The organism is Prochlorococcus marinus str. MIT 9107 (assembly GCF_000759855.1).
Classification (GTDB): Bacteria; Cyanobacteriota; Cyanobacteriia; order PCC-6307; family Cyanobiaceae; genus Prochlorococcus_A; species Prochlorococcus_A marinus_N.
Genome location: NZ_JNAI01000010.1, coordinates 167,354 through 191,638, shown reverse-complemented (window position 1 = coordinate 191,638; position 24,285 = coordinate 167,354). Strand labels below are relative to the sequence as shown.

32 protein-coding genes and 1 tRNA gene are annotated in these 24,285 nt (G+C 30.2%); 15 read left to right on the top strand and 18 right to left on the bottom strand.

Features of this window, described 5'->3' with window-relative positions; translation table 11 throughout:
• The first annotated feature begins 60 nt into the window (after positions 1 to 60).
• Positions 61 to 1,425 carry a 30S ribosomal protein S12 methylthiotransferase RimO gene (rimO, locus tag EU92_RS00655; RefSeq protein ID WP_032514738.1) on the top strand — a complete coding sequence of 455 codons (1,365 nt, stop codon included), beginning with the start codon at positions 61 to 63 and terminating at the stop codon, positions 1,423 to 1,425.
• Between the two features lie 4 nt (positions 1,426 to 1,429).
• Here the strand turns inward: rimO and petL are convergent, their stop codons facing one another.
• The 5 genes from petL to EU92_RS00675 form a co-directional block, all read right to left on the bottom strand.
• Entirely contained in the window at positions 1,430 to 1,522 is a 93-nt protein-coding gene (gene petL / locus EU92_RS0109290) for a cytochrome b6-f complex subunit PetL (RefSeq protein WP_032523611.1), read from the bottom strand.
• A 64-nt stretch (positions 1,523 to 1,586) separates the two neighbouring features.
• The gene (locus tag EU92_RS00660) at positions 1,587 to 1,973 is read right to left on the bottom strand and encodes a DUF4346 domain-containing protein (protein WP_032514815.1); all 387 of its coding nucleotides are present in this window, start codon (positions 1,971 to 1,973) and stop codon (positions 1,587 to 1,589) included.
• A 59-nt stretch (positions 1,974 to 2,032) separates the two neighbouring features.
• Positions 2,033 to 3,187 (bottom strand): peptidogalycan biosysnthesis protein, encoded by a 1,155-nt coding sequence (locus tag EU92_RS00665; RefSeq protein ID WP_032514737.1) that lies wholly within the window; start codon positions 3,185 to 3,187, stop codon positions 2,033 to 2,035.
• Between the two features lie 7 nt (positions 3,188 to 3,194).
• Positions 3,195 to 3,854 (bottom strand): dihydrofolate reductase family protein, encoded by a 660-nt coding sequence (locus tag EU92_RS00670; protein WP_032514735.1) that lies wholly within the window; start codon positions 3,852 to 3,854, stop codon positions 3,195 to 3,197.
• Positions 3,851 to 4,777 (bottom strand): 6-pyruvoyl trahydropterin synthase family protein, encoded by a 927-nt coding sequence (locus EU92_RS00675; protein ID WP_032514734.1) that lies wholly within the window; start codon positions 4,775 to 4,777, stop codon positions 3,851 to 3,853. The genes EU92_RS00670 and EU92_RS00675 overlap by 4 nt, the downstream gene beginning before the upstream one ends.
• Before the next feature lie 50 nt (positions 4,778 to 4,827).
• Here EU92_RS00675 and EU92_RS00680 point away from each other — a divergent pair, with 50 nt between their 5' ends.
• Positions 4,828 to 5,385, top strand: coding sequence for a shikimate kinase (locus tag EU92_RS00680; protein WP_032514733.1), 558 nt, complete (start codon positions 4,828 to 4,830; stop codon positions 5,383 to 5,385).
• Here EU92_RS00680 and EU92_RS00685 read toward each other — a convergent pair.
• Positions 5,382 to 5,639, bottom strand: coding sequence for a chlororespiratory reduction protein 7 (locus EU92_RS00685; protein WP_032514732.1), 258 nt, complete (start codon positions 5,637 to 5,639; stop codon positions 5,382 to 5,384). The genes EU92_RS00680 and EU92_RS00685 overlap by 4 nt on opposite strands.
• Position 5,640: 1 nt before the next feature.
• Here EU92_RS00685 and EU92_RS00690 point away from each other — a divergent pair, with 1 nt between their 5' ends.
• Entirely contained in the window at positions 5,641 to 6,348 is a 708-nt protein-coding gene (locus EU92_RS00690; RefSeq protein WP_080726908.1) for a DUF6816 family protein, read from the top strand.
• Here EU92_RS00690 and EU92_RS00695 read toward each other — a convergent pair.
• Positions 6,335 to 7,060, bottom strand: coding sequence for a glutathione S-transferase family protein (locus EU92_RS00695; protein WP_032514730.1), 726 nt, complete (start codon positions 7,058 to 7,060; stop codon positions 6,335 to 6,337). The two genes, EU92_RS00690 and EU92_RS00695, sit on opposite strands and share 14 nt — an antisense overlap.
• Before the next feature lie 54 nt (positions 7,061 to 7,114).
• Between EU92_RS00695 and EU92_RS00700 the strand changes: the two genes are divergently transcribed.
• The 3 genes from EU92_RS00700 to EU92_RS00710 are packed head-to-tail and all read left to right on the top strand — an operon-like array spanning position 7,115 to position 8,500.
• The gene (locus EU92_RS00700; protein ID WP_032514729.1) at positions 7,115 to 7,324 is read left to right on the top strand and encodes a DUF751 family protein; all 210 of its coding nucleotides are present in this window, start codon (positions 7,115 to 7,117) and stop codon (positions 7,322 to 7,324) included.
• Positions 7,324 to 7,716 carry a 30S ribosome-binding factor RbfA gene (rbfA, locus tag EU92_RS00705; protein ID WP_032514728.1) on the top strand — a complete coding sequence of 131 codons (393 nt, stop codon included), beginning with the start codon at positions 7,324 to 7,326 and terminating at the stop codon, positions 7,714 to 7,716. The genes EU92_RS00700 and rbfA overlap by 1 nt, the downstream gene beginning before the upstream one ends.
• Positions 7,703 to 8,500, top strand: a complete 798-nt coding sequence (locus EU92_RS00710; protein WP_032514814.1) for a uroporphyrinogen-III synthase — start codon at positions 7,703 to 7,705, stop codon at positions 8,498 to 8,500. Before rbfA ends, EU92_RS00710 begins: the two co-directional genes overlap by 14 nt.
• Here the strand turns inward: EU92_RS00710 and EU92_RS00715 are convergent.
• Positions 8,493 to 8,963: an SRPBCC family protein gene (locus EU92_RS00715; protein ID WP_032514726.1), complete on the bottom strand. Its 471-nt coding sequence runs from the start codon at positions 8,961 to 8,963 to the stop codon at positions 8,493 to 8,495. The two genes, EU92_RS00710 and EU92_RS00715, sit on opposite strands and share 8 nt — an antisense overlap.
• A 4-nt stretch (positions 8,964 to 8,967) precedes the next feature.
• On the bottom strand, positions 8,968 to 10,422 hold the full coding sequence (gene zds, locus EU92_RS00720; protein WP_032514724.1) for a 9,9'-di-cis-zeta-carotene desaturase: 1,455 nt from the start codon (positions 10,420 to 10,422) through the stop codon (positions 8,968 to 8,970).
• A gap of 96 nt (positions 10,423 to 10,518) precedes the next feature.
• On the opposite strand from zds, the gene EU92_RS00725 reads away from it, so the two are divergent.
• The 4 genes from EU92_RS00725 to EU92_RS00740 are packed head-to-tail and all read left to right on the top strand — an operon-like array spanning position 10,519 to position 12,812.
• Entirely contained in the window at positions 10,519 to 10,911 is a 393-nt protein-coding gene (locus tag EU92_RS00725) for a HesB/IscA family protein (RefSeq protein WP_032514723.1), read from the top strand.
• 6 nt (positions 10,912 to 10,917) lie between these two features.
• Positions 10,918 to 11,346 (top strand): hypothetical protein, encoded by a 429-nt coding sequence (locus EU92_RS00730; RefSeq protein WP_032514721.1) that lies wholly within the window; start codon positions 10,918 to 10,920, stop codon positions 11,344 to 11,346.
• A 1-nt stretch (position 11,347) separates the two neighbouring features.
• The gene (locus tag EU92_RS00735; protein ID WP_032514719.1) at positions 11,348 to 12,550 is read left to right on the top strand and encodes a lipid-A-disaccharide synthase-related protein; all 1,203 of its coding nucleotides are present in this window, start codon (positions 11,348 to 11,350) and stop codon (positions 12,548 to 12,550) included.
• The gene (locus tag EU92_RS00740; protein ID WP_032514717.1) at positions 12,543 to 12,812 is read left to right on the top strand and encodes a hypothetical protein; all 270 of its coding nucleotides are present in this window, start codon (positions 12,543 to 12,545) and stop codon (positions 12,810 to 12,812) included. Before EU92_RS00735 ends, EU92_RS00740 begins: the two co-directional genes overlap by 8 nt.
• Here the strand turns inward: EU92_RS00740 and EU92_RS0109285 are convergent.
• Positions 12,763 to 13,689, bottom strand: a complete 927-nt coding sequence (locus EU92_RS0109285; protein ID WP_032514813.1) for a TIGR01777 family oxidoreductase — start codon at positions 13,687 to 13,689, stop codon at positions 12,763 to 12,765. The genes EU92_RS00740 and EU92_RS0109285 overlap by 50 nt on opposite strands.
• 136 nt (positions 13,690 to 13,825) lie before the next feature.
• Between EU92_RS0109285 and EU92_RS00745 the strand changes: the two genes are divergently transcribed.
• The gene (locus tag EU92_RS00745; RefSeq protein ID WP_032514716.1) at positions 13,826 to 14,062 is read left to right on the top strand and encodes an NAD(P)H-quinone oxidoreductase subunit O; all 237 of its coding nucleotides are present in this window, start codon (positions 13,826 to 13,828) and stop codon (positions 14,060 to 14,062) included.
• A gap of 9 nt (positions 14,063 to 14,071) precedes the next feature.
• Here EU92_RS00745 and EU92_RS00750 read toward each other — a convergent pair whose 3' ends face one another.
• Both EU92_RS00750 and cysK read right to left on the bottom strand, forming a co-directional pair.
• Complete coding sequence (locus EU92_RS00750) at positions 14,072 to 14,749, bottom strand: J domain-containing protein (protein WP_032514715.1); 678 nt, start codon at positions 14,747 to 14,749, stop codon at positions 14,072 to 14,074.
• A 14-nt stretch (positions 14,750 to 14,763) separates the two neighbouring features.
• Complete coding sequence (gene cysK / locus EU92_RS00755; protein WP_032514713.1) at positions 14,764 to 15,732, bottom strand: cysteine synthase A; 969 nt, start codon at positions 15,730 to 15,732, stop codon at positions 14,764 to 14,766.
• 153 nt (positions 15,733 to 15,885) lie between these two features.
• On the opposite strand from cysK, the gene EU92_RS00760 reads away from it, so the two are divergent.
• The 3 genes from EU92_RS00760 (at position 15,886) to EU92_RS00770 (ending at position 16,962) form a co-directional block, all read left to right on the top strand.
• The gene (locus tag EU92_RS00760; RefSeq protein WP_032514711.1) at positions 15,886 to 16,158 is read left to right on the top strand and encodes a hypothetical protein; all 273 of its coding nucleotides are present in this window, start codon (positions 15,886 to 15,888) and stop codon (positions 16,156 to 16,158) included.
• Between the two features lie 8 nt (positions 16,159 to 16,166).
• Positions 16,167 to 16,841: an ABC transporter ATP-binding protein gene (locus EU92_RS00765; protein ID WP_032514710.1), complete on the top strand. Its 675-nt coding sequence runs from the start codon at positions 16,167 to 16,169 to the stop codon at positions 16,839 to 16,841.
• 49 nt (positions 16,842 to 16,890) lie between these two features.
• Positions 16,891 to 16,962, top strand: a tRNA-Asn gene (locus tag EU92_RS00770).
• A 299-nt stretch (positions 16,963 to 17,261) separates the two neighbouring features.
• Here the strand turns inward: EU92_RS00770 and EU92_RS00775 are convergent.
• From EU92_RS00775 to EU92_RS00780, 3 genes are all read right to left on the bottom strand, one after another.
• Entirely contained in the window at positions 17,262 to 17,930 is a 669-nt protein-coding gene (locus EU92_RS00775) for a zinc ribbon domain-containing protein (protein ID WP_032514709.1), read from the bottom strand.
• A gap of 50 nt (positions 17,931 to 17,980) precedes the next feature.
• The gene (locus EU92_RS09620; protein WP_032514708.1) at positions 17,981 to 18,175 is read right to left on the bottom strand and encodes a helix-turn-helix transcriptional regulator; all 195 of its coding nucleotides are present in this window, start codon (positions 18,173 to 18,175) and stop codon (positions 17,981 to 17,983) included.
• 605 nt (positions 18,176 to 18,780) lie between these two features.
• On the bottom strand, positions 18,781 to 19,140 hold the full coding sequence (locus EU92_RS00780) for a DUF7326 family protein (RefSeq protein ID WP_032514707.1): 360 nt from the start codon (positions 19,138 to 19,140) through the stop codon (positions 18,781 to 18,783).
• A 402-nt stretch (positions 19,141 to 19,542) separates the two neighbouring features.
• Between EU92_RS00780 and EU92_RS00785 the strand changes: the two genes are divergently transcribed.
• Positions 19,543 to 20,325, top strand: a complete 783-nt coding sequence (locus EU92_RS00785; protein ID WP_032514705.1) for a response regulator transcription factor — start codon at positions 19,543 to 19,545, stop codon at positions 20,323 to 20,325.
• A gap of 3 nt (positions 20,326 to 20,328) precedes the next feature.
• Here the strand turns inward: EU92_RS00785 and EU92_RS00790 are convergent, their stop codons facing one another.
• From EU92_RS00790 to EU92_RS00800, 3 genes are read right to left on the bottom strand one after another with little or no spacing between them, the layout of a single operon-like run.
• Positions 20,329 to 21,291 (bottom strand): DNA polymerase III subunit delta', encoded by a 963-nt coding sequence (locus tag EU92_RS00790; RefSeq protein WP_032514704.1) that lies wholly within the window; start codon positions 21,289 to 21,291, stop codon positions 20,329 to 20,331.
• On the bottom strand, positions 21,288 to 21,923 hold the full coding sequence (tmk, locus tag EU92_RS00795) for a dTMP kinase (RefSeq protein WP_032514703.1): 636 nt from the start codon (positions 21,921 to 21,923) through the stop codon (positions 21,288 to 21,290). The genes EU92_RS00790 and tmk overlap by 4 nt, the downstream gene beginning before the upstream one ends.
• The gene (locus EU92_RS00800) at positions 21,924 to 24,221 is read right to left on the bottom strand and encodes a heavy metal translocating P-type ATPase (RefSeq protein ID WP_032514702.1); all 2,298 of its coding nucleotides are present in this window, start codon (positions 24,219 to 24,221) and stop codon (positions 21,924 to 21,926) included.
• Positions 24,222 to 24,285 lie beyond the last annotated feature (64 nt).

Sequence of the window (24,285 nt, the reverse complement as noted above, 5' to 3'; positions counted from 1 at the left end):
TTATCTTGGCATGAGAGTTGTTTACGAAATGCTGTTTAAATTTTTTAATTTCTAAAATTTGTGAAACAAAATAACCTCAATGTTAAAGATAAAAAACTATCTAAGATTGCATTTAGTCATGTTGGTTGTGAGAAAAATCTTGTTGATACTCAACATATGCAAGGCTTATTAGATAAAGAGGGGTATGAGGTTGATAGCAATATAAATGATGCAAATGTTGTAGTTGTAAATACTTGCAGTTTTATTGAAACAGCTAGAGAGGAATCTATAAGGAAAATTCTAGAATATACAAATCAAGGAAAGGAAGTAATTGTTGCAGGCTGTATGGCTCAGCATTTTAAAGACGAACTTCTGAGAGAAATACCTGAAATAAAAGGTTTGGTTGGCACAGGAGATTATCAAAAGATAGCAAAGGTTTTGAATAGAGTAGAAAAGGGAGAAATAGTTAATGAAGTTTCAAAAATACCGGAATTTATTGCAGATGAGGTAATGCCTCGTTTTGTAAATAAAGAAAAATTTGTTACTTATCTTCGTATTGCTGAGGGCTGCGATTATAACTGCGCTTTTTGTATTATTCCTAAGTTGAGAGGTCCTCAAAGAAGTAGAACAATAGAATCAATAGTTTCAGAAGCTAAAAGTCTTGCAAAGCAGGGTATTCAAGAAATTATATTAATTAGTCAAATAACAACTAATTATGGGAAAGATATTTATGGAAAACCTTCATTGGCAAAACTTTTGAATGAGCTTTCAAAAGTTTCCATTCCTTGGATAAGGATACATTATGCTTATCCAACTGGTTTAACTGATGAAGTTATTAGAGCTTTCAAAGATTCAAAAAATATTGTGCCTTATTTTGATTTACCACTTCAGCATAGTCATCCAGATGTCTTGAAGAGGATGAATAGACCTTGGCAGGCTTCTTTGAATGAATCAATTTTGAGCAAAATTAAAGAAGAAATCCCATCTGCTGTATTAAGAACAAGCCTCATTGTTGGTTTCCCAGGAGAAAAAAAAGAACATTTTGAACACCTTCTTAAATTTTTGGATAGACACAAGTTTGATCATGTAGGAGTATTTATTTTTTCTCCTGAGGAGGGAACTTCAGCTTTTGTGTTGCAAAATAGAGTACTCCCAGAGATCGCAGAAGCAAGAAAAGATAATGTTATTTCAGTTCAACAAAATATATCTAAAAAGAAAAATCAGTCATATGTTGGTTCAAAAATGAAGATTTTAGTGGAAAAAATATCTGACAATAATGAATTAATTGGTCGTTCTTACCATTTTGCGCCTGAAATTGATGGAAATGTAATTTTATCTATTAAAGATAATAATGATCTGAAAAATTATGTTGGCAAATTTGTTGAAGCAAATATTTGTTTTGCTGATGAATATGATTTGTACGGAGAGGCTATTAAAATTTTGTAGTTTTTTAAATTAATTTAACTACCCTTAAGAGCTTATCTAATGCGAAAGCAGCTCCAAAACCAAACCCTAGAAATGCAAAATAGAAAATAATGTTCATTAATTCTTTTATTTTTCTTTAATTTAACATCAGATCAAAAGATTCGATTTTTTCGTTTAATTTCTTAATCTTGAATATAGGGTAATTTTTTGTATAAACATTCTTCTGCTTTTTGTAATTCTCGACCTAAATATAGAGCATGATCAAATCTAGTTATCAAGTCATTTCTTTTTTCAGTGATCAATATTCCAAGTTGTTTGGCACTAATACCTTCAAACACTTCATTACTAACTCTTTTACTTTGAGAGTCGCATTTAATTGGCTCATTTGTTTCTGGATCAAGCGCAAATCCCTTGTCATTAATATTATTTAAAAAGTGCTCTAAAATTATTTTTTTTTCTTCTAAATCTACTTTTATAATAAAATAACCTTTTGGATCTAAGTCTATATATCTATTGGATAGATCATTATCCTTCTTTATTTTTTCTTCGAAACTTTTATTAGAATCCATTTTGACTTTTAATGACAAACTATATTACTAATATAATATTTGGTAAAGCCAAATAATTTTTACTTAAAGGGTATAGAGTTATTTTCAAATTCAATTTCCATCTCGGTTTGTCTATTTACTTCATTTAGCCAAGGATTAATAATATTTTCCATATTTTTGTCAAACCACTTATGAAGGCTTACGGTGCTTTTTGCAAAAAAACCCCTTCTTCGTTTATGTTTTCCACCTGCCCCAGGATCAAAAAAATCGATACTGTTTTTTATCGCCCATTCAATTGGCTGGTAGTAGCATAATTCAAAATGTAAATTAGAGATTTCTTCTTGACTGCCCCAATATCTGCCCCATAAGTTATTTTTATTTTTAACACACATTGACATCGCAAAAATATTATCAGAGTCTTTTTTTGTTGCGCTAAACAGCAAAAGGTTTTTTTTATTATCAAAAATTTTTTCGAAAAATGTAGATGTTAGATATTTACTTCCCCAGACTCCCCACCTCAGACAATGCTGCTCATAAAAATTATGCATTTTTTTGAGGATTTCTTGGTTTATATTATCTTCCTCAAAAATTTCTACTTTAATATTCTGTTTAATAATTGACTTTCTTTCTTTTTTTATATTTTTTCTCTGATTAGAGTTAAATCTAGACAGAAAGTCATCAAATGTTTTTTCTCCATGACTTCTCCATTCACTGCTGGAATTTATCCATTCATGGTATCCCAAAGATTTAAGATGATTACCCCAGCTTTCATCGATATATAAAAAATTACAACTTAAAATTTTGTTTGTAATTGCAAAGTTTTCGATATGTTTAATTAGTGAATTTGTAATTTCTGTCTTATCTTTGTTTTGTTTATATAGAAATTGATATCCATTTACAGGACTATAAGGACTCATTCCAATTAATTTAGGGTAATAATTTAAATTCAGTTCTTGAGCTAATCTTGCAAATGATTGATCAAAAATAAACTCTCCGTAACTATGATTTTTTAAAAAAAGTGGAGCAATACCTAATATTTCTTCATTGTTATAAACAACAAAATATAGAGGCTGCCAACCAGTTTCTCTTGAAACGCTTTTTGATACTTCAAGATTTTTGAGCCAGTCCCATTCATAAAATGGATTATTCACTTCATTTGTTAATTGATTCCATATCTCTTTGGAGATTTCTTTAATGGATAATTTTACTTTAACTTTATATATATTTTTTTTCATATATTATTTAATCCATTTCAAATTTTTTGTAATGAACGTGGATTTCATTATTCATTAAATTTTTAATTGATTTTATTTCCCATAGTTTTTTTAGATTAAAAATCTCATTTGATTGTTCTGGAGGGATCCATGTATATCTACCTCCAATAATTCGCGGAATTATTGTAATTTTTATATCTGTTATTAAATCCTCTTTTATAAATGAATTTATAAGTTTTGCACCTCCTAAAAGAGCTAGATCATTTATCCCTTTTTTTTTGAGTGAAATTAAAGTTTTTTCCCATGAATTGTCGAATAAGAGTTGTTTCTCAAAATCATTATTTGAGGAATTATCAACTATTTTTGAGCTAATTAGCCATCTTCTAATTGGTTGTTGAAAGTATTTCCAATTCTTGTTAAATCTCTTGCTATTTGAAGCAACTATGGAAATTGGTTGGCGTTCTGATATTTTTGCTTTTTTATGCCCAAAGTGATTTTTAATAAGGTATGTTGATTGATGGGCTTTTAATGTTTCTAAACCAAATATTGTGGCATCAACTAAAGACAAGTTTTTATTCAAAATTTCTCTATCTTTTTTACTACCAAGATGTGATTCTCCTCCATCAGGAAAAGCTATTCTCCCATCAAGACTTGATGCTATAACAATTGTTACTCTGGGGATACTCAAGCTTGAGCAAATAATGAATTTTCAAGATTCCTTTGTAGGGAATTTGGAATAGTTTGCTCAACATAAATCTCAGCAGCATTATTTGGGCTTTCTTGGAGTCTAATCTTATGTAGATTTGCTCCAATATTTTTAATGGGAGATGCAAGGATATCAGAAATATGTAATGCAATATTTTCACAAGTTGGAACGCAAGTTTTGAAATATTCAATATCTTTATTTAAAAAAGTATGATCAAATTGTTCCACAATAAGATCATCAATAATTGATTGTAGTGAAGGTAAATCACAAATCATCCCTGTTCTGGGGTTTATTTGTCCTCGAACAGTTACGTCAAGAAAATAATTATGGCCATGTCCATTAATTCTGGCGCATTTCCCATAAATTTTTTTGTTTTCACTTAAAGAGATTTCATCTTTGGCTAATCTATGAGCTGCATTGAAATGACTTTGAACTGTTAATAAAGCTTCCATGTTTTTCCCAGAATAATCTGCCCATAAAGTCGGGCTTTCATAAAGTCTTAAACTTGTGAGAGGTAAATCATTTTTTAAACGATTCCAAATAACCTTAACTAATGCTTCGGTTGTTGGGAGTATTCCATCCTCACTATAAATATTAAATTCTGGCCAGACATCATTTAAAAAACGAAAATCTAATTGTCCAGTAACCTCATTTTTAATAGAGTGTTTTACATCAGATAGATTTAAGACCATTCCATCTGAATCTAGTTCTCCACCCATTGATACAATGAGCTCATAATTATGACCATGTCCTGGTGCAAAACTACACTTTCCAAAAAGAGATAGATTTTCTTCTGGACTTTTTTCAGGAAGCCAATAACGATGACTAGAACTAAAGCAGGCACGTCGAGTTATGACGCATTCACGTCCCTTTCCATGTAATGAATGGGTTTGTGTAGAAGTCATTGCTGTCTGTAATAATACTATCTTAAGGTTTTATATACGCTTTTGTCTTTATGGAACAATCCATTATCGAAAAAATAGTTGAGGTCATCAAAGGTAGAAGCATATTTTTAATAGGAATGATGGGTTGTGGCAAGTCAGAAACTGGCTTAAAACTGGCTGATTTATTGAAATATAAATATATCGATTTAGATTCATTAATAGAAAAGTTGGCAAAAAAATCTATCAATCAGATTTTTAATGATGAAGGAGAAGATAATTTTCGTCAATTAGAGACAAACTGCCTCAAAGAGGCTATCAAAATTCCTTCATTAGTAATATCAACTGGAGGAGGGATAGTTACCAAGTCTGAAAACTGGGGAATATTAAGACAGGGAATAATTATATGGATAGATCTCGACAAAGATATTGCACTTGAGAGATTAAAGAATGAAATTCATAAAAGACCATTACTACAAGGAAAGAATCTAGGTGATTTATATACAAGTATTTTAAAATCTAGAGAAAATTTATATTCTCAAGCTGATTTAAGAATTGAGATAAAAAAAGAAAATGTTGAAGAAGTTGCAATGAAAATAATATATATGATGCATAAAGAAATCATTAATTAATTTGGTTCGATTCTCACTGCAAACCATTTAATAACGTATCCTGATTTTATTTCTAATTCATAAGTGCTTTCCAATATTTCTTGAAAAAATTCCTGATCAGGATCATCTACATTTTGATATATTGTTTGTGTCTCGGACTTACTTATCCAATTCCTTAACCATAAAATTGCTTCTTCCTTTGATACTATTTTTTCTTTTGAATCTGGCTCTAATAATACATAATGATCTGATGATCTTATTAATGGATTTGACATGATGAAAATTCTTCTTGGATTAATTCTTTGCTTAACTTTTCAAGGAATTTTTTTAGAAAGTTCTTTAGCTTCTGTTGATTCTAACGTAAGAGAGTTTTTGGAAAATCGTGTAAATCAATGGCCAGAAATATATTTACCAAATTTTAAATTTTCAGATACTTCTAAAGACTTAATTTATCCAAAATGGTTTGAGGGGAGTTGGCTTGTTACCTCTCGAAATATAACTAATGATTCAGAAGAACCAGTTATCTATAAAGTAAATTTCTTTAAGAATGATTCAGATTTAATTGTTGGTGATCGTGCAAAAAATTCTGAGTCTATTGGAAAGGCAATATTTGGGGATACCTTAATAAAGGTTGTAGATGATCCAAAAACAATTAATAATCAAATTACTTATCTAAAAGATGATTTTTATATTGATTCAAGAGTTACGGGGCGAAATCAGATCAATGATGAAAATATTTTTTTCGCTGATGAGCTAGTTATTCAAACAGCCCACAAACCAGGTGCTTCAAGGATTAATCAAGTCGAAACTATTAGTAAATTTCAAAAATGTTTTGGAGATAAATTCGAAGAAAGTAATTTAAAGAATTCAAATATTTGTGGATTTCAATATGTTGCTTCTTATGGTTCAAAAGTTGGTGATCCTTCTATCCACGCTATTAAAACAAATAAATATAAATTGACTTTTGAATTTATTGAGAGTTAGCGCTAAAAAGATACTCTTCTAAATTGTTCCTCCATATGAAGAGATTTTCTAGATAAGGGTTATTTATGTATTCTTGACATCCCTCTCCTGAGAGAATTGGCCCTGAAGACTTTGGAAATTTAAGAAGGGATAACTGAGCTGCAATTGAAATATCTGCAATTGATAAGCTATCTCCCACTAAATATTTTTTATTGATCAAGGATTTTGATAAAGCTTCAAGTAATTTTTGAAGTTCTAAATTATCTTTTGAAGACAAAACTACATTAGAGATTTTACTGAAATTTTTAAAGGGTAATTTATCAACAATACTTTTTATAGAAGAGGGTATTTCCTCTGGAAGTAATGCAGTTCTTAGCTGTGGATTTTCAATTGCAGATTTTATTAAAGCTTTTCTACAAGTTGTAGCCATTGTAGTATCTGCCCAATCTTCAATAAGTTTGCATTGCGCAAATAATATTGGTTCTTCAGGAAAGAGTGGATTATTATCATTTTTTTTATCTATGAATTCGCAAATGGTTGAAGAGTTATTAATAATTTGATCATTATCATCGACTATTATAGGGACTTGTTTTTGACCTGATAACTTAAAGATTTCAAATTGACCTATTCCTGGTGTTACTTCTTCAATTCGATATTGTAGTTTTTTTGCATGCAGAGCCATTCTTGTTTTTAAACAAAAAGCACTATGCCTAAATTGATATAATGTAATCATGCTGTTTAATGTTTGTTAAAACTTAGCTAAAAAAGTAATCTATTTGTGGAGCTAATGGGAGAATTTTTTACTAATGTCGCAAGATATCCTAAATATTTAATATCTATTATTATTGGGGGACTTGCTGCATTACTTGAACCTTTATTCAAGAATAGATCAAATCCACTAACAATAGTAGGTTTAATTTCTTCTGCTTTAAGTGCTTTCATAACTGTTTATTTTGTCTTGCAAGCAATGACAAATCCATTAAATTTACAATCATAATGCCAAATAATTACCGTCTTGCAAAAGTTTCTTCCCTTTTAAAAAAAGAAATAACCCTTATTTTGCAAAATGATTTAGAAAATAATATTATTAGAGATCATTTTGTCAATATTTCTAAGATTGATTTATCAGGTGATTTACAGCATTGTAAAATTTATATTACTTCAACTGCTGAAGAGAAAGTAAGGCAAGAGATTGTGGAAAATTTGAATACTGCGAAAAGCTTGATAAGGCGCAATTTAGGACAAAGAATAGTGATGCGCAGAGTGCCGGAGATAAATTTTAAAGAGGATATTGTTCTTGACAAAGGATTATCAGTCTTGAAAATTATTGATGAATTAAAAAATAAAAATCAAGATAATAATGTTGAGGATAATTATGCCAATAGTTGATCTACCTCTTGATCAAAAAAACATAATAATGACTCGATCAAAAGAGGGAATAATTGATATAAAAAAAATATTCAGAAGCAAGGGTGCCAATATATATGATTTTCCTGCAATAAGTATTGGCAATCCTGATGATTTAAATCCTCTTGACGAAGCTTTAAATCAAATAAATGATTTTCATTGGATTATTTTTTCTAGTAGTAATGGGATTAAATTTGTAGATAAGAGACTTAGATATTTTAATAGTTCGTTAAAAGAGTGTTCTAAAAAAACAAAAATTGCTGTAGTCGGAGAAAAAACTGCACAAACTCTAGATGATTTTGGTATCAAGGCTGATTTTATACCTCCTGAATTTGTTGCTGAAAGTTTAATTGATAATTTCCCGATTTCTGGTTATGGACTTCGTGTGTTTTTGCCAAGAGTCCAAACAGGTGGTAGGGATCTAATTGCAGATCAGTTTAGAAAGGCTGGTTCGCGTGTTTTTGAGGTAGCTGCATATGAAACTAGATGCCCTGATTCAATCCCTAAAGAAACAATTGATGTTATTTCTAAGCGAAAAGTTGATGCAATTATTTTCTCAAGTGGCAAAACTGTATCAAATTCTGCTGTTTTACTAGAGAAAACACTTGGTAAAAAATGGTTAAAATATTTAGATCAAACTAAATTGTTAACTATTGGACCTCAAACAACAAAAATATGTAAAAACATTTTTGGTAGAGTCGATAGTCAGGCACAAAAATATACTTTTGAAGGACTACTAGAGGTAGCAATTAATATTTTTAGTTAGAAAAATCTTTTTTATAATTCTTTTCAACTAATTCTTTAAATCTGTCAATATTTGCCTGTAATTCGTTTGTGACCATTTTGCCTAAAATATTCTCTTCCATAAAACGAGCAATTATTTTAGGTAACTCATATGTTATGGCTAGATTTACTATTGTTATTTGATCACTTTTGGTTTCGAAAATTACTGATCCCTCAGTTGGCAAACCTCCTATAGATTTCCATTTAAGTTTACTTTTTTCTATCCTTTCAGTAATTTGCGCTTTCCATTTAAACCTAAAACCATTTGCAGCTAAAGTCCATTCTGTTAAATCTGGTAATGTGGTGGTCTCTTCATCAACTGTTTTTACAGATTCAATCCAACTCATCCAAAGTGACATTGAGTCCAAATCACTCCATGTATTCCAAACATTTTCGAGCGGTGCATTAACAACTGTAAATACATCATGTTTTAGCCATGTACCCATTTTTTTAACTTACTGCAAGATTTTTTGCTAATTCGGCTTTCTTCTCTAAAATTGCTGCTGCAGCTAAATGACCACTCATTGTAGCTCCTTCCATAGAGTCTATATAATCTTGTTTTGTATAACTACCAGCCATAAAGAAATTAGAAATAGATGTTTTTTGATCTGGTCTAAATGGTTCCATACCTGGAGATTCTCTATAAAGGGATTGAGGAATTTGCACTATGTTACTCCAAAGCAATTTGAGGTTTTCTGAAGATGGAAATAGTCGACGAACTTCTTTATCTATTTCTTTTGTGATAATCTCTTTAGATCTACCCATCCATCTATCACCAGGAGTAAGAACACATTGTAGTAATGATCCCATATCTTTTTTTCTGTAATCTGCTGGACTTGCTAGTGCTAAATCAGCAAAACAACTGAAAGAAGCATCGGCAGAATATAGAAGGTTATCGAGTCCAGTGGGCGAGTTTCCAGTGTTATCTTTTTGTAGCTCGGTAACCCAACCGTCGTATCTTAATTGGATTGTGGCAACTGCTACTGCTCTTAGTTTTTTTAAACCTTCAAATTCTTTAAATTGATACCATTCTTTTGGAATTATTTTTTTTATTCCAGGAACATCACAGGCAGCTAAGAATTTATCTGCAAACACTGCTTTCACTCCTTCAGGAGAAGATATTTTTAACTGATTAACTGTATAAGAGGAAGATTCTTTTTCATAAACAATTTCTTCTACTTTATGGTTTAGATGGATTTTACCCCCTTTGTTTGTTATGTAATCGACAATAGGTCGTGTTAACCACTTATGAGGAGAACCTTTTAAAAGATTAAGCTTTGAGGCTTCTGTTTTTGAAGCAAACATCATGAAGATAGTTAACATACATCTTGCTGAAATATCTTTGCAATTGATAAAACCCAAAGCATATGCGATAGGATCCCACATTCTTTCTAAACTTTTTTCACTTCCACCATGATTTAAAAACCATTTTTTAAAACTAATTCTATCAAGATCTCGAATTATTTTCATTGCGCCTTCATAATCTATCAATCCTCTAAGTATTGGACTTGTACCGAGAGCGAGAGCATTTCTGAACTTGTCTTCCCAAGTAAGTTGTTGAGTTGTAAAAAATGCTTTTAGTCCATTAAAGGGAGCACCTAAGGGAAATCTGAAATCTAAAGATTTTAAATTGCCACCATTATTTATGAACAAATGAGTATGATCTTTCGGGAGTAAATGATCCAAAGCTCCCACTTTTTTCATTAATTTAAATAAATTTGCATAATTATAGAAAAATACATGTAATCCCATTTCTATGTGATTGCCATCCTTATCTTCCCAACTTCCTACTTTACCTCCCCAAAATGACCTGCTCTCGTAAATATCTACCTCGTGACCTTCATCAACTAAATTGACAGCTGCTGTAAGACCAGCTAATCCAGAACCAACTATTGCAATTTTCACTTTTTCTTAAAATTATAACAAATCAAGTTTGTATTTTGTTTGTTCTATGCATCCTATCAATTAAGTTTATATTATAGATAAAGGAAGTTTTTGTTTATGGAAAATGTAGAAATTAAACAGGAAATTAAGAATTCTGATGATGGGAAAGGTATCTTAATTACTAATGATGCTATAGAGCAAATTTCAAATTTATTAAGGGGTCAAATTGATAAGAAAGCACTCAGGGTTGGTGTAAGATCAGGAGGTTGCAGTGGGATGAGTTATACAATGGATTTTATAGGAATTGATGAAATAAATCCTGATGATAAAGTTTATGATTATTCATTGAATTCTGATCAAAGCTTTCAAGTTGTGTGCGATCCTAAAAGTCTCTTATACATATATGGAATGCAATTAGATTTTAGTAAGGAATTAATAGGCGGTGGCTTTAATTTTGTAAACCCTAACGCTTCTCAAACTTGTGGATGTGGAAGCTCCTTTGCAGTTTAAATAATAATGAATAACCAAATTAATCTTATTGAAGAGGATTTCAATGCAGCTCTTTCAAAGTATAAAGCTGGGCAAGATTTAATCCCTATCGTTCAAGATTTCCAAGAAATTATTCAGCAAATTCCAAATCATTTTGCTGCTTGGACATGTCTCTCATGGCTTCAACTAATCTTGAAAAATAATGAAGAAGCTTTGGCAGCTGCCAGACAAGCTGTTCGATTAAATCAGCAAGATCCACAAGCAAGAATGAATTTGACTCTAGCTCTTTTGGCTACTAATAACAAAGGTGTTAGAGATCATATTGAATTAATAAAAAAAATGTCGATTATGATGCCAGATGTTAAAAGTGAGTTGAAAGAATCAGTTGAAGATGGACTTAGTAGATATCCAGACTGGCCTGAATTAACAAAAGTCAAAAAATGGTTGGAATTTTAAATTGCCCAGAATTTTATTACTTAGTAATGGCCATGGAGAAGATCTATCTGGCAGCCTAATAGCTAACAAATTGGAAAATAGTGGTTACTCTGTAGATGCTTTGCCGATCGTTGGTAAAGGAATCCATTATCAAAAAGCAAAAATCAAAATTATAGGAAAAACACGTGAATTCAGCACTGGGGGTATTGGGTATAATTCTTTTAAGGGAAGATTAATTGAGATATTTGGAGGAGAAATAATTTATCTCCTAAAAAGATTATTTTTAACTTACAAAATAAGAAAAAAATATAATTATTTTTTTATTGTTGGTGACATTGTTCCAATATTTTTTGCATGGATATGTAATAAAGATTTTTTTACATATCTGGTTGCTTATTCTAGTCATTATGAAGGGAAGTTAAAATTACCATGGCCCTCTAAATTTTTTTTGCTTTCAAAAAAGGCAAAAAAAATATATACAAGAGATTGTCTTACGGCTAATGATTTAACTTTGCAATTAAAAAAGAAAGTATCTTTTTTGGGCAACCCATTTATGGATAAGTTTCTTTTTAGATATAAAGAATTAAATAAATCTGATTTTAGTATTGGACTATTTCCAGGAAGTAGATTTCCTGAGATTTTAGATAATTTTGTATTAATTTTGGAAGTGTTAGAGGGTCTGTCAAATTTGAGTTATTTTCAAAAAGTTGGATTTAATTTTGCAATAGTTAATGCTCTATCGTCATCGAAAATTAGGGAGATATTCAAAAATAGAAAATGGATATTCTTAGAAAAAATAAATGAAAAGAATCTATTGAAATTTCAATATAAATCTTTAAAGGTTAATGTATATTGGAATAGTTTTGATGAAATATTATTGAAAAGTAGATGCTGTATAAGTATGGCAGGTACAGCAGCAGAGCAAGCGATTGGATTAGGAAAACCAGTTATTCAGATTGAAGGGAAAGGTCCACAGTTTACAAAGTCTTTTGCAGAGGCGCAAAGAAGATTGCTTGGTAAATATGTTTTTTGTGCAAGTAATTATAAAAACAAGAATGATCAAATCAACCAGACAATAAACCTGATCATAAAGGTAATATATCTAATTAGTCTTAATAAAAAGTTTTTGGTTTCATGTAGCGAAAATGCTAAAAAAAGACTAGGTGCTAGCAAAGCTTGTATTAAAATGGTTGATGATGTAAATTTTGTCATCAAAAATGACTAAGGAAAATAATCAAAATAACTTAAAACAAATTATGGATAATTTGTTGCTAATAAACTTATTTACAGTAATTTTTTTGGCAATATTTTTTGTTTTTGCAATAATTATGCAATTAAACGGAATATTTATTTTTATTGATTTTATTCAGAGTGTTTGGAATCCTCTGGTAGTTCCATTAATAACTGTTCTAATTCTTGGTGCTCTAGTAAACGGCATTAATTCTTGGTGGAGGCGTAAATGGCTTTCTCAAGAAGAGGATATTTAAAATTAAAATTTTTCAGTTTGCTGCTTGTTACTTTTTGTCCCTCTAATACAACTTTTGCTCCATCTCCTAACAATATTTTCAGGACTGCTCCTGGGACTGGTAGTAAATTAGGTCGATTTAGGCATTTACCTAAGGTCTGAGAAAAATCCTTCATCAATACTGGATTTGGTGCGACAGCGTTAAATACTCCTGAATACTTTTTATCAACTAATGCGTTAGTTATTAAGGCACATAAATCACTTCTATGAATCCAACTCATCCATTGCATACCATCTCCAATTGGGCCACCTAGTCCAATTTTAAAAACAGGAAGCATTTTTCCTAATGCTCCTCCATCAGCCTCCAACACAATTCCAATTCTAAAAATAGCTAATCTTGAGAAAAATGGTTTTTCAGTAGCGACTGCTTCCCATTGTTTGCAAAGATTAGCTAGAAAGTCTTTTCCTCCAATACTATTTTCTGTGAATTCATCTGACAAACTTGTTCCGTAATAACCTATTGCTGATCCATTTATAATAACTTTTGGGTTAATTTTGAAATTTTTAAGAGTCTTTATCATGAATTTTGTTGTGTTAATTCTACTATTTTGAATCTCCAGTTTTTGTGAAGAAGTCCATTTTTTTTCTGCTATGGGTTCTCCCATTAAGTTTATAATTCCATCTGTCTCTCTTAAAATATTTATAAGATTTTCGTTATTCCAGTTTTGTTCTTTTGATAAATCTATTTGAAGAAATTTAAATTTATTGAAATCTAACTCAAGCTTTAATTTATTTATGGATTTTCTGCTTACTATGTATATTTCGTGGTTTTCATTTATTAATGTTGGCACTAATTCTTTACCAACAAATCCAGTACAGCCAAGTAGGAGAAGTCGCATATTCATAATATATTAATCACTTAAGACTATTAAATTTTTAGGACGTTTGTAATTATTATTCCGTAATCAATTTTTTTAAATATTTATCAATCAAGTTTTTGTATAATAAATTGCAATTAACTTCTGAGACTTTATTATGACAGATTCTATTCCAAAGAAAACTCTCAAGAAAGGAAGCTTAGTTTGTGTGGATAGAGCAATTTATATAAAAAGTATTGAGGCTCTTGCAAGTGATGATGATTTACCTAGTTATGTTTTTGAAGGTCCTGGAGAGATTCTTGCAGTCAAAGAGGAATATGCTCAGGTTAGATGGCGCAGACCTGTTCCAGATGTTTGGTTCAAATTAGATCAACTTAAAGAATATATTCAATAAAATTTAAATCTAAAAATTTTTATTTTTTGTCTCTAAAGCCATCTTTGATTGAATCCTTTTTGCTTCTTTAATCATTTCTTTGCCATCAAATAAGTAATCATCTACGTATCCTTGTGTATATCTATCAAACTCTAAAAGTGCATCTTTAACTTGCGAAAAACAATGATAAAGATTCAAACCTAAGGCTGAAATAGATTTAGGTACTATTTTTTTATTATAAATTTTATCAACTTTTTCTATTTTCTTTTGTGAAATATTTATGTAACTGCAAAAATTTTCCATTAATTGATCATCATAAGGATCCGCAGATAGTTCTTTTATTTCATTATTCAAAGGTTTAATTATTTGGCTAATTAATCTATTGATAGGATTGTAAATCTCTTTAATCCATGCCTCAACCTCTTTGTCTTTAATTGACGAATTATATTTTTTTGAATTAAATTTCTCTTCCCAATTTTCATTTAATGAATCAAGTAAGGTATTTGATGAGAAAATTTCTCTATCATATTTTTCTTTTTTTATTGGGTCGTTGAGAGTCTCCCAGGCATTTTGTATTGCAAGAAATCGTTCTTTTTGCCCCCCTTTATCAGGATGATGTTTCTTTACTAAAGAACGGTATGAAGATTTAATTTCATTCTTGGTTGCATTTTTTTCGATACCTAATTCGTCATAAAAATTTTTTTTCATTTTTAAAACGGGGATTAAAGATAACCATCTTTTCTGGCTTGAATTGAAGTATTCGATTCAAACATTGCTGTTGATAAATATCTTTCACCAAAACTTGGGAGAATTACTATTAATCTTTTATTCATTAGTTCCTTCCTTTTGCCGATTTTTATAGTTGCTGCTAGAGCTGCACCGCTGCTTATGCCCGATAAAAGACCTTCCAATCGAGCTAATAAACGCCCATAATGAAATGCTTCATCGTCATTTATTTTTATAATTTCATCTATTAAATTAGTATTCAATACTTTAGGTACGAAACCTGCTCCTATTCCTTGAATTGAATGAGATCCTGCGGTTTCACCAGAAATAACAGCACTTTTTTTGGGCTCTACAGCATAAATTTTGCAACTTGGATTAACTTTTTTTAAAAAACGTGCGCAACCAGTAATTGTTCCTCCTGTGCCTACTCCTGTAACTAGTCCATCTAAATTATTATTAGATTGGTCCCATATTTCTTTTGCAGTTGTTCTTTCATGAATATCGGGATTAGCAAAATTTTCAAATTGATTGAATTGATAGCTATTGGCAATGCTTAAAGACAACTCATTAGCTAAATCTAAGGCTCCTTTCATTCCTTCTTTTCCTGGTGTAAGTTGTAATTCAGCTCCATATGCTCTCAACATTGCCCTTCTTTCAATACTCATAGTATCTGGCATAGTTAATATCAATTTATAGCCTTTTGCGGCAGCAACCATTGCTAATGCGATGCCAGTATTTCCACTTGTTGCTTCAATTAATGTTGTTTTATTTGGCGTTATCAATCCTTCCTCTTCAGCTTTACATAACATTGAAAAAGCAATTCGATCTTTAACAGAGGCAGATGGATTAAAACTTTCAAGCTTGGCTATTATTTCTGGATAACAATTAAAGTACTTTCTGATTCGATTTAATTTAACTAATGGTGTATTTCCAACCAGAGAAGTGATATCATTTGCTATTTCCATGAAATGAATATTTGAATTGCAAAATTAAATCTATTATTTACATGATAATTGTATTTGAAGATCTTTTATATAATTTTCTCAAAAGAATTTAATTTAAAATAACTTTCTGAAGAAGATTATTTATTATTATAGATAGAGTTTTTGATAATTATTATGTATTCACTTGAATTAAGTCTCAGATATTCACCTTTTCCACTTGCAATTCAGAAGAAAGAATTCGAGGATGTTAAAAGAATTTATGACGAAATAAAAAATTCTATGAACGAAACTGTAGAGACCTCAAACTTGATTGAGTTAAGGTGTGACAAAGTGCAAGATAAATTAATCGCTGTCAGAGCTAAAGAAATTATTTCTGTGCAGATATATGAAAAATCATCAGTCGCAGGAGGAGCTAAAAGACCAGGATTTTCTCTAAATATAGACTAATAGAATTAATGATAAATTCTTTTGAAAATCAAATACCTCATATATATTTTAAAGATGTCTCTTTTTCATATCATGAAAAAAAAGAAAATTTAATTTTTAAATGTAATCTCTCAATAAAAAAAACTGGATTTTGGATGATCGTCGGTAAAAATGGAAGCGGAAAAAGTACTCTTTTAAAATTAATAAATGGAATAATTAAACCCAAAAATGGAATAGTTAATTGTAAGGCTAATATTGGTATGGTATTTCAAAATCCTGACCATCAGATATTGATGCCCAATTGCAGGAGTGAACTTTTGCTTAATATTAATCAGAATATAAGTGATTATCAAATTAGGAAAAAGATTGAATATGTTCTCGATCTGGTGGGACTCAATGGTTTTGAAAAAAGGCCAGTTCACACTTTAAGTGGAGGCCAAAAACAACGCTTAACTATTGCATGCGCTCTTATTAGTAATAAAAATTTTATTCTTTTGGATGAGCCTACAGCCTTACTTGATCCAACTAGTCAATTGAAAGTTTTGAAAACTATTAAAAATCTTACAAGTGACTATAAAAAACCTCTATCTGCTTTATGGATTACACACCGTTATGAAGAATTAACTTACGCTGATGCAGTAGCAGAGTTGAAAAATGGTGTTTTATCTGGCTGGCAAGAACCATCAAAATTTCAATATAATTGACACTTTTACTTGTCATAAGGTACTTTGAAGAGTTAAATTCGTAAAATGATCCTCGGTAGCTCAGCGGTAGAGCGATCGACTGTTAATCGATTGGTCGCAGGTTCGAATCCCGCCCGGGGAGTTCCTTAACAAATTTAAAAACAATCAAGAGACCTCATAAGTCTCTTTTTTTGTGACTATTACTAGGTTTAGAAGGAAACAAGATATTCAGTACATTCCAATAATAACCATCAGTTTTTAAAAATAGTTAGTGTAAAGTTAGTGTAATTCACAAAATATAACGAAATAGGTGTTCAAGAGTAGTCATACCAAGTCATTAGAGACTTGTTCGAAAACCGCCCGGGGAGTTTAATAAACGCCAAGAGACTTCAAGTAACTTCATGCGATGTCATGATACTTGGGGTTTTTAAAATGGGTAAATTATTTAAGAAAATAATCGATGCCCTCTTTAATTCTTCTTTGCGTCCTGTTTAATCTCCATATTTCTGCTTGAGTTCCTAATCTAAGTTCTGTTTTGTCACTAAAGATATACTTTTCCATAACAATTACTGGAGTTATGTCTGAAATTCCAGGAATATACCAACCTTCTTTCCCAAACCCAACGAGGATAAGATTCGCAAGAAAGGTGTTAATAATCCATATTCCAAATAAAAATCCAAAAACTTTTTCCATTGTACTGGGGTCTTTATCTTTTCCTGTTAATTTCTTTTTGATTAATTTTTTCATTTCTTTTGAGAAGTTTTTAAAAATTAAATCCTCATATAGTTTCCCCTCTTTCCCTTCGTATTCGTTATTAATAAATCTTTGGAGAATTATATTTTTTAAAAAATAAGATTTTTCTGCCTCTTCAGCAGAGGTTAAATTAATTTCATTAAGAATTATTTTTTTAATCTCATCTTTTTTAAAATCTTTAAATTCTTGTATTTGATATTCTTTTATTCTTTTAAAACCATCATAAATTAAGTTTTTAGAATCATTTTTTAAATTAGATTTACTTTGATCATTAGTAGTTAAGGTTTGCTTGGTACCACAAAAACTGCAGAATTTGGAATTATCTTTGATTTCTTTCCCACATTCACTACAAAACATTTAAGAGACTACGGGCATTACTTGCAGATAATATATCACGTGACTTTTAATTACCTCCACTTATCTCTTTTCCCATCTATCCACTGATCGATTTGATATTTAAGAAAAACAATTTTCTGAGCAGATAATTTGTGTTTTGGAGGAAATGTACCTTTTTCTACTTGGCGATTGATAGTTGAAACAGAAATTCCAATTAGATTTGATACTTCTTTGATGCTCAAAAAATGACGATTTTGAAGGTTCATAATGAATTTGAAAAGGGGTTAAAAATGGGCCATTTTTCCAAATTTTTCATTTTTATTAATTCAACAGCAGTCAACTTACTTCAACAAACCTTGCCTCGACTATCGCCAGGGGAGTTTAATTTAATTATCAAAAACTTCTTGAGACCCACAATAGGGTCTTTTTTATTGATTTGAATTCAATCTATTTATGAAATTGATTGGAATATGGTAAAAAATATTTTTGTGGTGGTAAGATTCCTCTAATTTTTTGGTTTTTTTAAAAAAAATTATGATCAAATAATAGAGGTTAAAATTTAGATTTTTTCTCATGGTATTTATTTAAATAAAAATGATGTTGAAATTTGCTTTGAATGCGACTAAATGATAAAAAATAAAGAAATTTAATTCTTAATAGTATTTAGAACAGTAACTAGAACAATATATATTTACTTAAAAATATATCGATAAAGGCTTGAATTTAATTTTTGATAAGTTTAAAGTACAGTATACAGAACAGTTTTATGAAATTCTTTATTAAACAAATTAGAAAACTAAATTGATCTTTAACTTCATGTAGTCAACATATATTTTCTTTTGGTTTCAAAATGGCTATTTCTAAGTAAATTCTAGTCATCCCACATATCCTTTTTCTCTTGATCTAAATTATTCCTTTCAAGTAATTCTAATCTTTCTTTCTGAGGATCTATTTCTGTGGAAAGAATGTTTCTATCATCAGGACATTTTGTTTGTATTTCTAGGGTAATTATTTCAAATTGTTCTCCAAAAAAATCAGACATTTCTCTCCATGCTTCCATTTCTTCTTCTTTGCCAATAGTGTCGTTTATCTGGTGAGAAATAATCTCTAGTACATATTTTTTAAGTTCTTGATGACTCATCGATTCAACTTTTTTTTGAACATATAATTCTTTAAGAGTTTCTAGTTGTTTTTTTGATAAATCAGAATAAATTAATGATTTCTTTTTCATAAATACTTAAATTTTTTTCAATATAGACAAAATTCTTACCTTAAACACTCAGAAAAAATCCAAAACTTTAAAATTAGTTGTAGCTACCTTTAAAACTGAGAATCCACATTAAAATCTAAAGTCAGATTCGTTACTATGACAATTTGAATTAGATATTCTTTATATTGAATCAATATTTTTCAATTTTTTTACTGAATTATTAAGTAATAGTTAATCAAATCAAAAGAAATTATAAAAATTAATTTTTTTAAAAAATCTACGTTTTCTCTTTAATCCCCTGCGGTTATTAAGTTACTTGATAAATCTAATTGATAAAAATGTTTACATTAATTCAGCAATCTTTGTAAATTCTTGAGAGAATCATATTACAAAAGTTTAATTTTAATTTAATAGTCTATAAATATGAAAATTTCAATCCTTTTAATCGAAGACGATCGCGATATGCGTGATTTAGTAGCAAGGCATTTAGAGCACTCTGGTTTCGATGTACAAAAAGCTGAAGATGGAATTAAAGGCCAAGCTTTAGCTCTTCAATATATACCAGACTTAATACTATTAGATTTAATGTTGCCTAGTGTTGATGGATTAACTTTATGTCAGAGGCTTAGAAGAGATGAAAGAACATCTAATATCCCAATTTTGATGATTACAGCATTGGGAGGACTTAAAGATAAAGTTACAGGATTTAATTCTGGAGCAGATGACTATATTACTAAACCATTTGATTTAGAAGAGTTACATGTTCGCATAAAAGCACTATTAAGAAGGACTAATAGAGCACAATTAAACTCCAGTAACCAGCAGGAAATTTTAAATTATGGTCCTCTCACTCTTGTGCCAGAAAGATTTGAAGCTATCTGGTTTGAAGCTCCTGTTAGATTAACCCATCTCGAGTTTGAATTAATTCATTGTCTTTTACAAAGGCATGGACAAACTGTATCGCCAGCATTGATTCTTAAAGAAGTATGGGGATACGAGCCTGATGATGATATTGAGACCATACGAGTTCATATTAGACACTTACGTACAAAGTTAGAACCCGATCCAAGAAAGCCTTTATACATAAAAACTGTCTATGGAGCAGGATATTGTCTCGAGTTACCTATAGGTTCCCAAGTTGAAACTGCAAAACAAGAGTTTATTCAAGCAAGAAATCCTGATTTAATAAAATCTGCAATAGATTAAATTTTATATATCCTCATTTGAAATTTTTAAAAAAGTAATTTCCCATGCCAACCTTGGTTGAATATTTTTTCTCAAATACAATTTCAAATTTTCAAGTTTTTTTACTAGATCACCATTTTTTGTCTTTCTCCACCAAATAATTTGAATGAAATTGACTAAAAAAATCTGTTCATATATCTCTAATTGTTCAGATATTAATTTAGATATTTCTAAGATTTCTAGACTATTTTTTATTGGATAATTTAATTTACTTGTAATTTTATCTGGTAATGCATTCCAAATTTCAATATTCTTGAATAATTGTCCTGGCGATCCATTCGCAGAGTATATTAAGTCTTGGACTTGAAATTCTGTATTAATATTAAATTTTGAATTATCTAAATAATCTTTTAAAATAGAATTTATTTTTTTACTGGAAAATGATCGAAACCTGACTATTTGGCATCTTGAAATGATCGTATCTAATAAAAGATTTAATTTTGATGTTAATAAAATAAAAATCCCGTTACTAGGTTCTTCTAAAGTTTTTAATAGGCAGTTTGAGGCTGCTTCATTTAAAAGATGTGCGTCATGAATTAAAACAACTTTTTTCCCCGAGTTTATTGATTTCTGACTCAGAAAAGTTTTGATATTACGTATTTGAGCGATCTTAATAATTTCAGATACATTTTTTGTTCTTTTTTCAATATCTGCACTTTTTGATCCTTTAGCTTCTAAAAGAGAACTAGGTTCGATAATTAGAAAATCAGGGTGGTTATTTTTGGTAATTATTTCTTCAATATTTCCTCTCGTGGAAGATTGTTTGAAAATCTCATTTATAAATCGAAGAGCAATTTGTTTTTTTCCTAATCCTTCTGCCCCATAGAAAATATAACCATTAGCAAATGATTTTTTTTTAATTATGCTGCTAATGCATGTACTGACTTCTTGATTAAACAAAAAATTATTTTTTTTAATCTCAATCATTTACTGGAAAAATTGTTTAATAAAGTTTCTTTAATTTGATTTGAAATAGTTTTAATATTTTGTGAGGCTGATATTATTTTCCAATTTTTTTCTTTAGCAATTAGTTTGAAGCCCTCATTTACCTTTTCTAAAAATCTAATACCTTCTGATTCTATTCTATCTGGAATTTCATTTTTTCTACGCGAGATACTTTCTGCTGGAGAAATTTCTAAGAAGAAAGTCAGATCAGGATATTCTCCTTGGCAAACAATAGATTCAATATTTTTAATTATTTCTAAATTTATATTTCTCCCAAAACCTTGATAAGCCAAGGTGGAAGCAGCAAATCTATCACTAATCACCCAATCATTGTTTTTTAAAGCAGGTGAAATAATTTTTGAGACATGCTCGGCTCTATCTGCTGAATAAAGCAATAATTCAGCAAGAGATGAAGGCTTATTACTTTCATTGTTATCGAGAATCAGACCTCTTAGTTTTTTACCTAAGATGCTACCTCCTGGCTCTCTTGTTGTGATTAATTTACAATCTTTTTTTATTAGACCACTTTTTGGGAGCCATTTAGATAGTTCATCTATTTGGGTAGTTTTACCACATCCATCAATACCTTCAATAACAATAAATTTTCCTTTCATTTAATCTAAAGATAACGCATTAATTACAACTGTAATTGAGCTAGTAGCCATTAATAATGCCGCTATTGATGGAGTAAGAAGTATGCCGTATTTAGGGAATAGAATGCCAGCCGCAATAGGAATAGCTATTAAGTTGTACCCGAAAGCCCATATTAGATTCTGCTTTATTTTTCTTATAGTTTTTTTTGCAAGATTTAATGCGTAGGGTAATCCATTAAGTTGGTCTCCCATCAATACTACATCTGCGTTTGCTTTGGCTATTTGAGTTCCTGATCCTACTGCAATACCCAGGTCTGAGGATGCTAATGCTGGAACATCATTTATTCCATCACCAATCATCGCTACTTTGTTATTGATTTTTAAATTTTCTATCATCTTTAGTTTCATTTTAGGAAGAAGATCCCATTTTACTTCAGTTTCTTTTAACCCAATTTTTTGCGCTAATGCTAAAACTGCTTGTTTTCTGTCTCCACTTAAAATATTGATTTTAAATTTGTTATTTCTCAAAGTCTGAACTGTTTTAATTGAATCCCCCCTGAGTAAATCTCCTAATAAAATGAAACCAAATAACTTATCTTTTATACTCACTCCAATGATTGTATTTGTTTGGGTATCTTTATTCTCAATGATTTTTTTTGCATTACTATCAATCATTATTCCTTTACTAAGTAGCCATTCAACATTCCCAATATTGATAATTCCATCAATTGAATTAAGTTCACCAGAAATACCTCTTCCTGATTCGGTGAAAATTTTTTTTATTGAGAATAAACTTAAGTTTTGTTCTTTGGCCTCTTGAATTAAGGCATTTGCAATTGGATGTCTGCTTTCTTTTTCTAAACTAGCAGCAACTCTTAATAAGAATAAAGGATCATTTTTAGTTTTATAATCAACAATAAAAGGCTTCCCTATTGTTAAGGTACCTGTCTTGTCAAAAATAATATGATTGATTTTTGAAGCAATTTCTATTTTGTCACCTCCTTTAAATAAAACTCCTTTTTTTGCAGCTTTACCCGATGCGACAGTTATTACTGTTGGTGTAGCTAAACCTAATGCACAAGGACATGCTATTACTAAAACAGCAATTGATAATTGAATCGCTAAACTGAGGAAATTTTCAGCATTACTACCAAGAGAACTATGCAGAGTATGAGTTGAGTTGGTTATGAATTGATGATGATTATGAATTAATAAATCAGGCCAAATTTGTTTTGCCCCCTTCCACCAGAAAAAGAAACTTAGAGTAGCAAATATGAGGACAAAATAAGTAAATTTACCTGCGATTTTATCAGCAATTCTTTGAATGGGAGGTTTATTAGCATTTACAGATTCAATAAGACTTACTAGTTTTGCAAGAGAAGAATCTCCTCCTACCTTTTGTACTTTAAGTCTTAGAGTTGAATTAAGATTTAGAGATCCACTGGATAAATTCTCTCCTTCTTTTACTTCTATAGGTTTGGACTCCCCAGTAATATGAGAGACATCAACATATGAGTTTCCTTGATTAACAACGCAGTCAGCAGGTATTCTGTCTCCTGCTAAGACTTGAATCTCTTGACCAGGTTTTAGAGCATTTACCCTTATTGTCTTTATTTGATTATCTTCTGTATAGATATTCGCCATTTCAGGTTGAAGATCTAATAACTCTCCAATGGATGAACTGGTTTGATATCTAGCTCTTTCTTCTAATAAACGGCCAATCAGGATAAATCCAAGAAGCATAACTGGTTCATTAAAAAAACAAGGAAAACCAGTAGCAGGGAATATTAAAGATAGGAGACTTGTTAAGTATGCGCTCGTTACTCCAAGAGCTACTAAAGAGTCCATATCAGGACGATTATTTATAAATGATTTAAATCCCTTAATTATTATTTCTCGTCCAGGCAGTAGCAAAGCTAACGTTGCGAGGGAGGCGTGAAAGAAAATATTCCCTAATATTGGAAGATTTATAAATTGTCCTTCTGCAAGGTGACCTAAAACTGAAAATAGCAAAAGTAATAGTGCAAAAGTTAGTTTTTGCCACTGGTTATTCCATTGCTTTTTTTTTTCTAATTCCGCTTTATTAATTTTTTTTGAGAAATCATTTATGTAAATCTCTGATGGAAACCCATTTTCTTTTAGGTTTTTCAGAACTTTTTCTATTTCTATATTTTTCTGGTTAATTTCAAAATATGCACTTTCAGTGAGTAAGTTAACAGAAACATTTTCGATACCATCAGAATTATTCAATATTTTTTCTACAGTACTAACGCAACCACCACATTTCATGCCTGTAATGTTTAATTGAATGCTCTTCATATTTTTTACGATAGAAGCAAATTAATAGTTAGCTTCATTTTTAACTATAATAATAAATGTTATA

What these genes read in the sequence shown, in the direction of transcription:
- petL (WP_032523611.1), bottom strand. Translation starts at nt 1,522, where the DNA reads ATGAACATTATTTTCTATTTTGCATTTCTAGGGTTTGGTTTTGGAGCT.
- EU92_RS00660 (WP_032514815.1), bottom strand. Translation starts at nt 1,973, where the DNA reads ATGGATTCTAATAAAAGTTTCGAAGAAAAAATAAAGAAGGATAATGAT.
- EU92_RS00665 (WP_032514737.1), bottom strand. Translation starts at nt 3,187, where the DNA reads ATGAAAAAAAATATATATAAAGTTAAAGTAAAATTATCCATTAAAGAA.
- EU92_RS00675 (WP_032514734.1), bottom strand. Translation starts at nt 4,777, where the DNA reads ATGACTTCTACACAAACCCATTCATTACATGGAAAGGGACGTGAATGC.
- EU92_RS00680 (WP_032514733.1), top strand. Translation starts at nt 4,828, where the DNA reads ATGGAACAATCCATTATCGAAAAAATAGTTGAGGTCATCAAAGGTAGA.
- EU92_RS00685 (WP_032514732.1), bottom strand. Translation starts at nt 5,639, where the DNA reads ATGTCAAATCCATTAATAAGATCATCAGATCATTATGTATTATTAGAG.
- EU92_RS00690 (WP_080726908.1), top strand. Translation starts at nt 5,641, where the DNA reads ATGAAAATTCTTCTTGGATTAATTCTTTGCTTAACTTTTCAAGGAATT.
- EU92_RS00695 (WP_032514730.1), bottom strand. Translation starts at nt 7,060, where the DNA reads ATGATTACATTATATCAATTTAGGCATAGTGCTTTTTGTTTAAAAACA.
- EU92_RS00700 (WP_032514729.1), top strand. Translation starts at nt 7,115, where the DNA reads ATGGGAGAATTTTTTACTAATGTCGCAAGATATCCTAAATATTTAATA.
- rbfA (WP_032514728.1), top strand. Translation starts at nt 7,324, where the DNA reads ATGCCAAATAATTACCGTCTTGCAAAAGTTTCTTCCCTTTTAAAAAAA.
- EU92_RS00710 (WP_032514814.1), top strand. Translation starts at nt 7,703, where the DNA reads ATGCCAATAGTTGATCTACCTCTTGATCAAAAAAACATAATAATGACT.
- EU92_RS00715 (WP_032514726.1), bottom strand. Translation starts at nt 8,963, where the DNA reads ATGGGTACATGGCTAAAACATGATGTATTTACAGTTGTTAATGCACCG.
- EU92_RS00725 (WP_032514723.1), top strand. Translation starts at nt 10,519, where the DNA reads ATGGAAAATGTAGAAATTAAACAGGAAATTAAGAATTCTGATGATGGG.
- EU92_RS00730 (WP_032514721.1), top strand. Translation starts at nt 10,918, where the DNA reads ATGAATAACCAAATTAATCTTATTGAAGAGGATTTCAATGCAGCTCTT.
- EU92_RS00740 (WP_032514717.1), top strand. Translation starts at nt 12,543, where the DNA reads ATGACTAAGGAAAATAATCAAAATAACTTAAAACAAATTATGGATAAT.
- EU92_RS0109285 (WP_032514813.1), bottom strand. Translation starts at nt 13,689, where the DNA reads ATGCGACTTCTCCTACTTGGCTGTACTGGATTTGTTGGTAAAGAATTA.
- EU92_RS00745 (WP_032514716.1), top strand. Translation starts at nt 13,826, where the DNA reads ATGACAGATTCTATTCCAAAGAAAACTCTCAAGAAAGGAAGCTTAGTT.
- EU92_RS00750 (WP_032514715.1), bottom strand. Translation starts at nt 14,749, where the DNA reads ATGAAAAAAAATTTTTATGACGAATTAGGTATCGAAAAAAATGCAACC.
- cysK (WP_032514713.1), bottom strand. Translation starts at nt 15,732, where the DNA reads ATGGAAATAGCAAATGATATCACTTCTCTGGTTGGAAATACACCATTA.
- EU92_RS00760 (WP_032514711.1), top strand. Translation starts at nt 15,886, where the DNA reads ATGTATTCACTTGAATTAAGTCTCAGATATTCACCTTTTCCACTTGCA.
- EU92_RS00765 (WP_032514710.1), top strand. Translation starts at nt 16,167, where the DNA reads ATGATAAATTCTTTTGAAAATCAAATACCTCATATATATTTTAAAGAT.
- EU92_RS00775 (WP_032514709.1), bottom strand. Translation starts at nt 17,930, where the DNA reads ATGTTTTGTAGTGAATGTGGGAAAGAAATCAAAGATAATTCCAAATTC.
- EU92_RS09620 (WP_032514708.1), bottom strand. Translation starts at nt 18,175, where the DNA reads ATGAACCTTCAAAATCGTCATTTTTTGAGCATCAAAGAAGTATCAAAT.
- EU92_RS00780 (WP_032514707.1), bottom strand. Translation starts at nt 19,140, where the DNA reads ATGAAAAAGAAATCATTAATTTATTCTGATTTATCAAAAAAACAACTA.
- EU92_RS00785 (WP_032514705.1), top strand. Translation starts at nt 19,543, where the DNA reads ATGAAAATTTCAATCCTTTTAATCGAAGACGATCGCGATATGCGTGAT.
- EU92_RS00790 (WP_032514704.1), bottom strand. Translation starts at nt 21,291, where the DNA reads ATGATTGAGATTAAAAAAAATAATTTTTTGTTTAATCAAGAAGTCAGT.
- tmk (WP_032514703.1), bottom strand. Translation starts at nt 21,923, where the DNA reads ATGAAAGGAAAATTTATTGTTATTGAAGGTATTGATGGATGTGGTAAA.
- EU92_RS00800 (WP_032514702.1), bottom strand. Translation starts at nt 24,221, where the DNA reads ATGAAGAGCATTCAATTAAACATTACAGGCATGAAATGTGGTGGTTGC.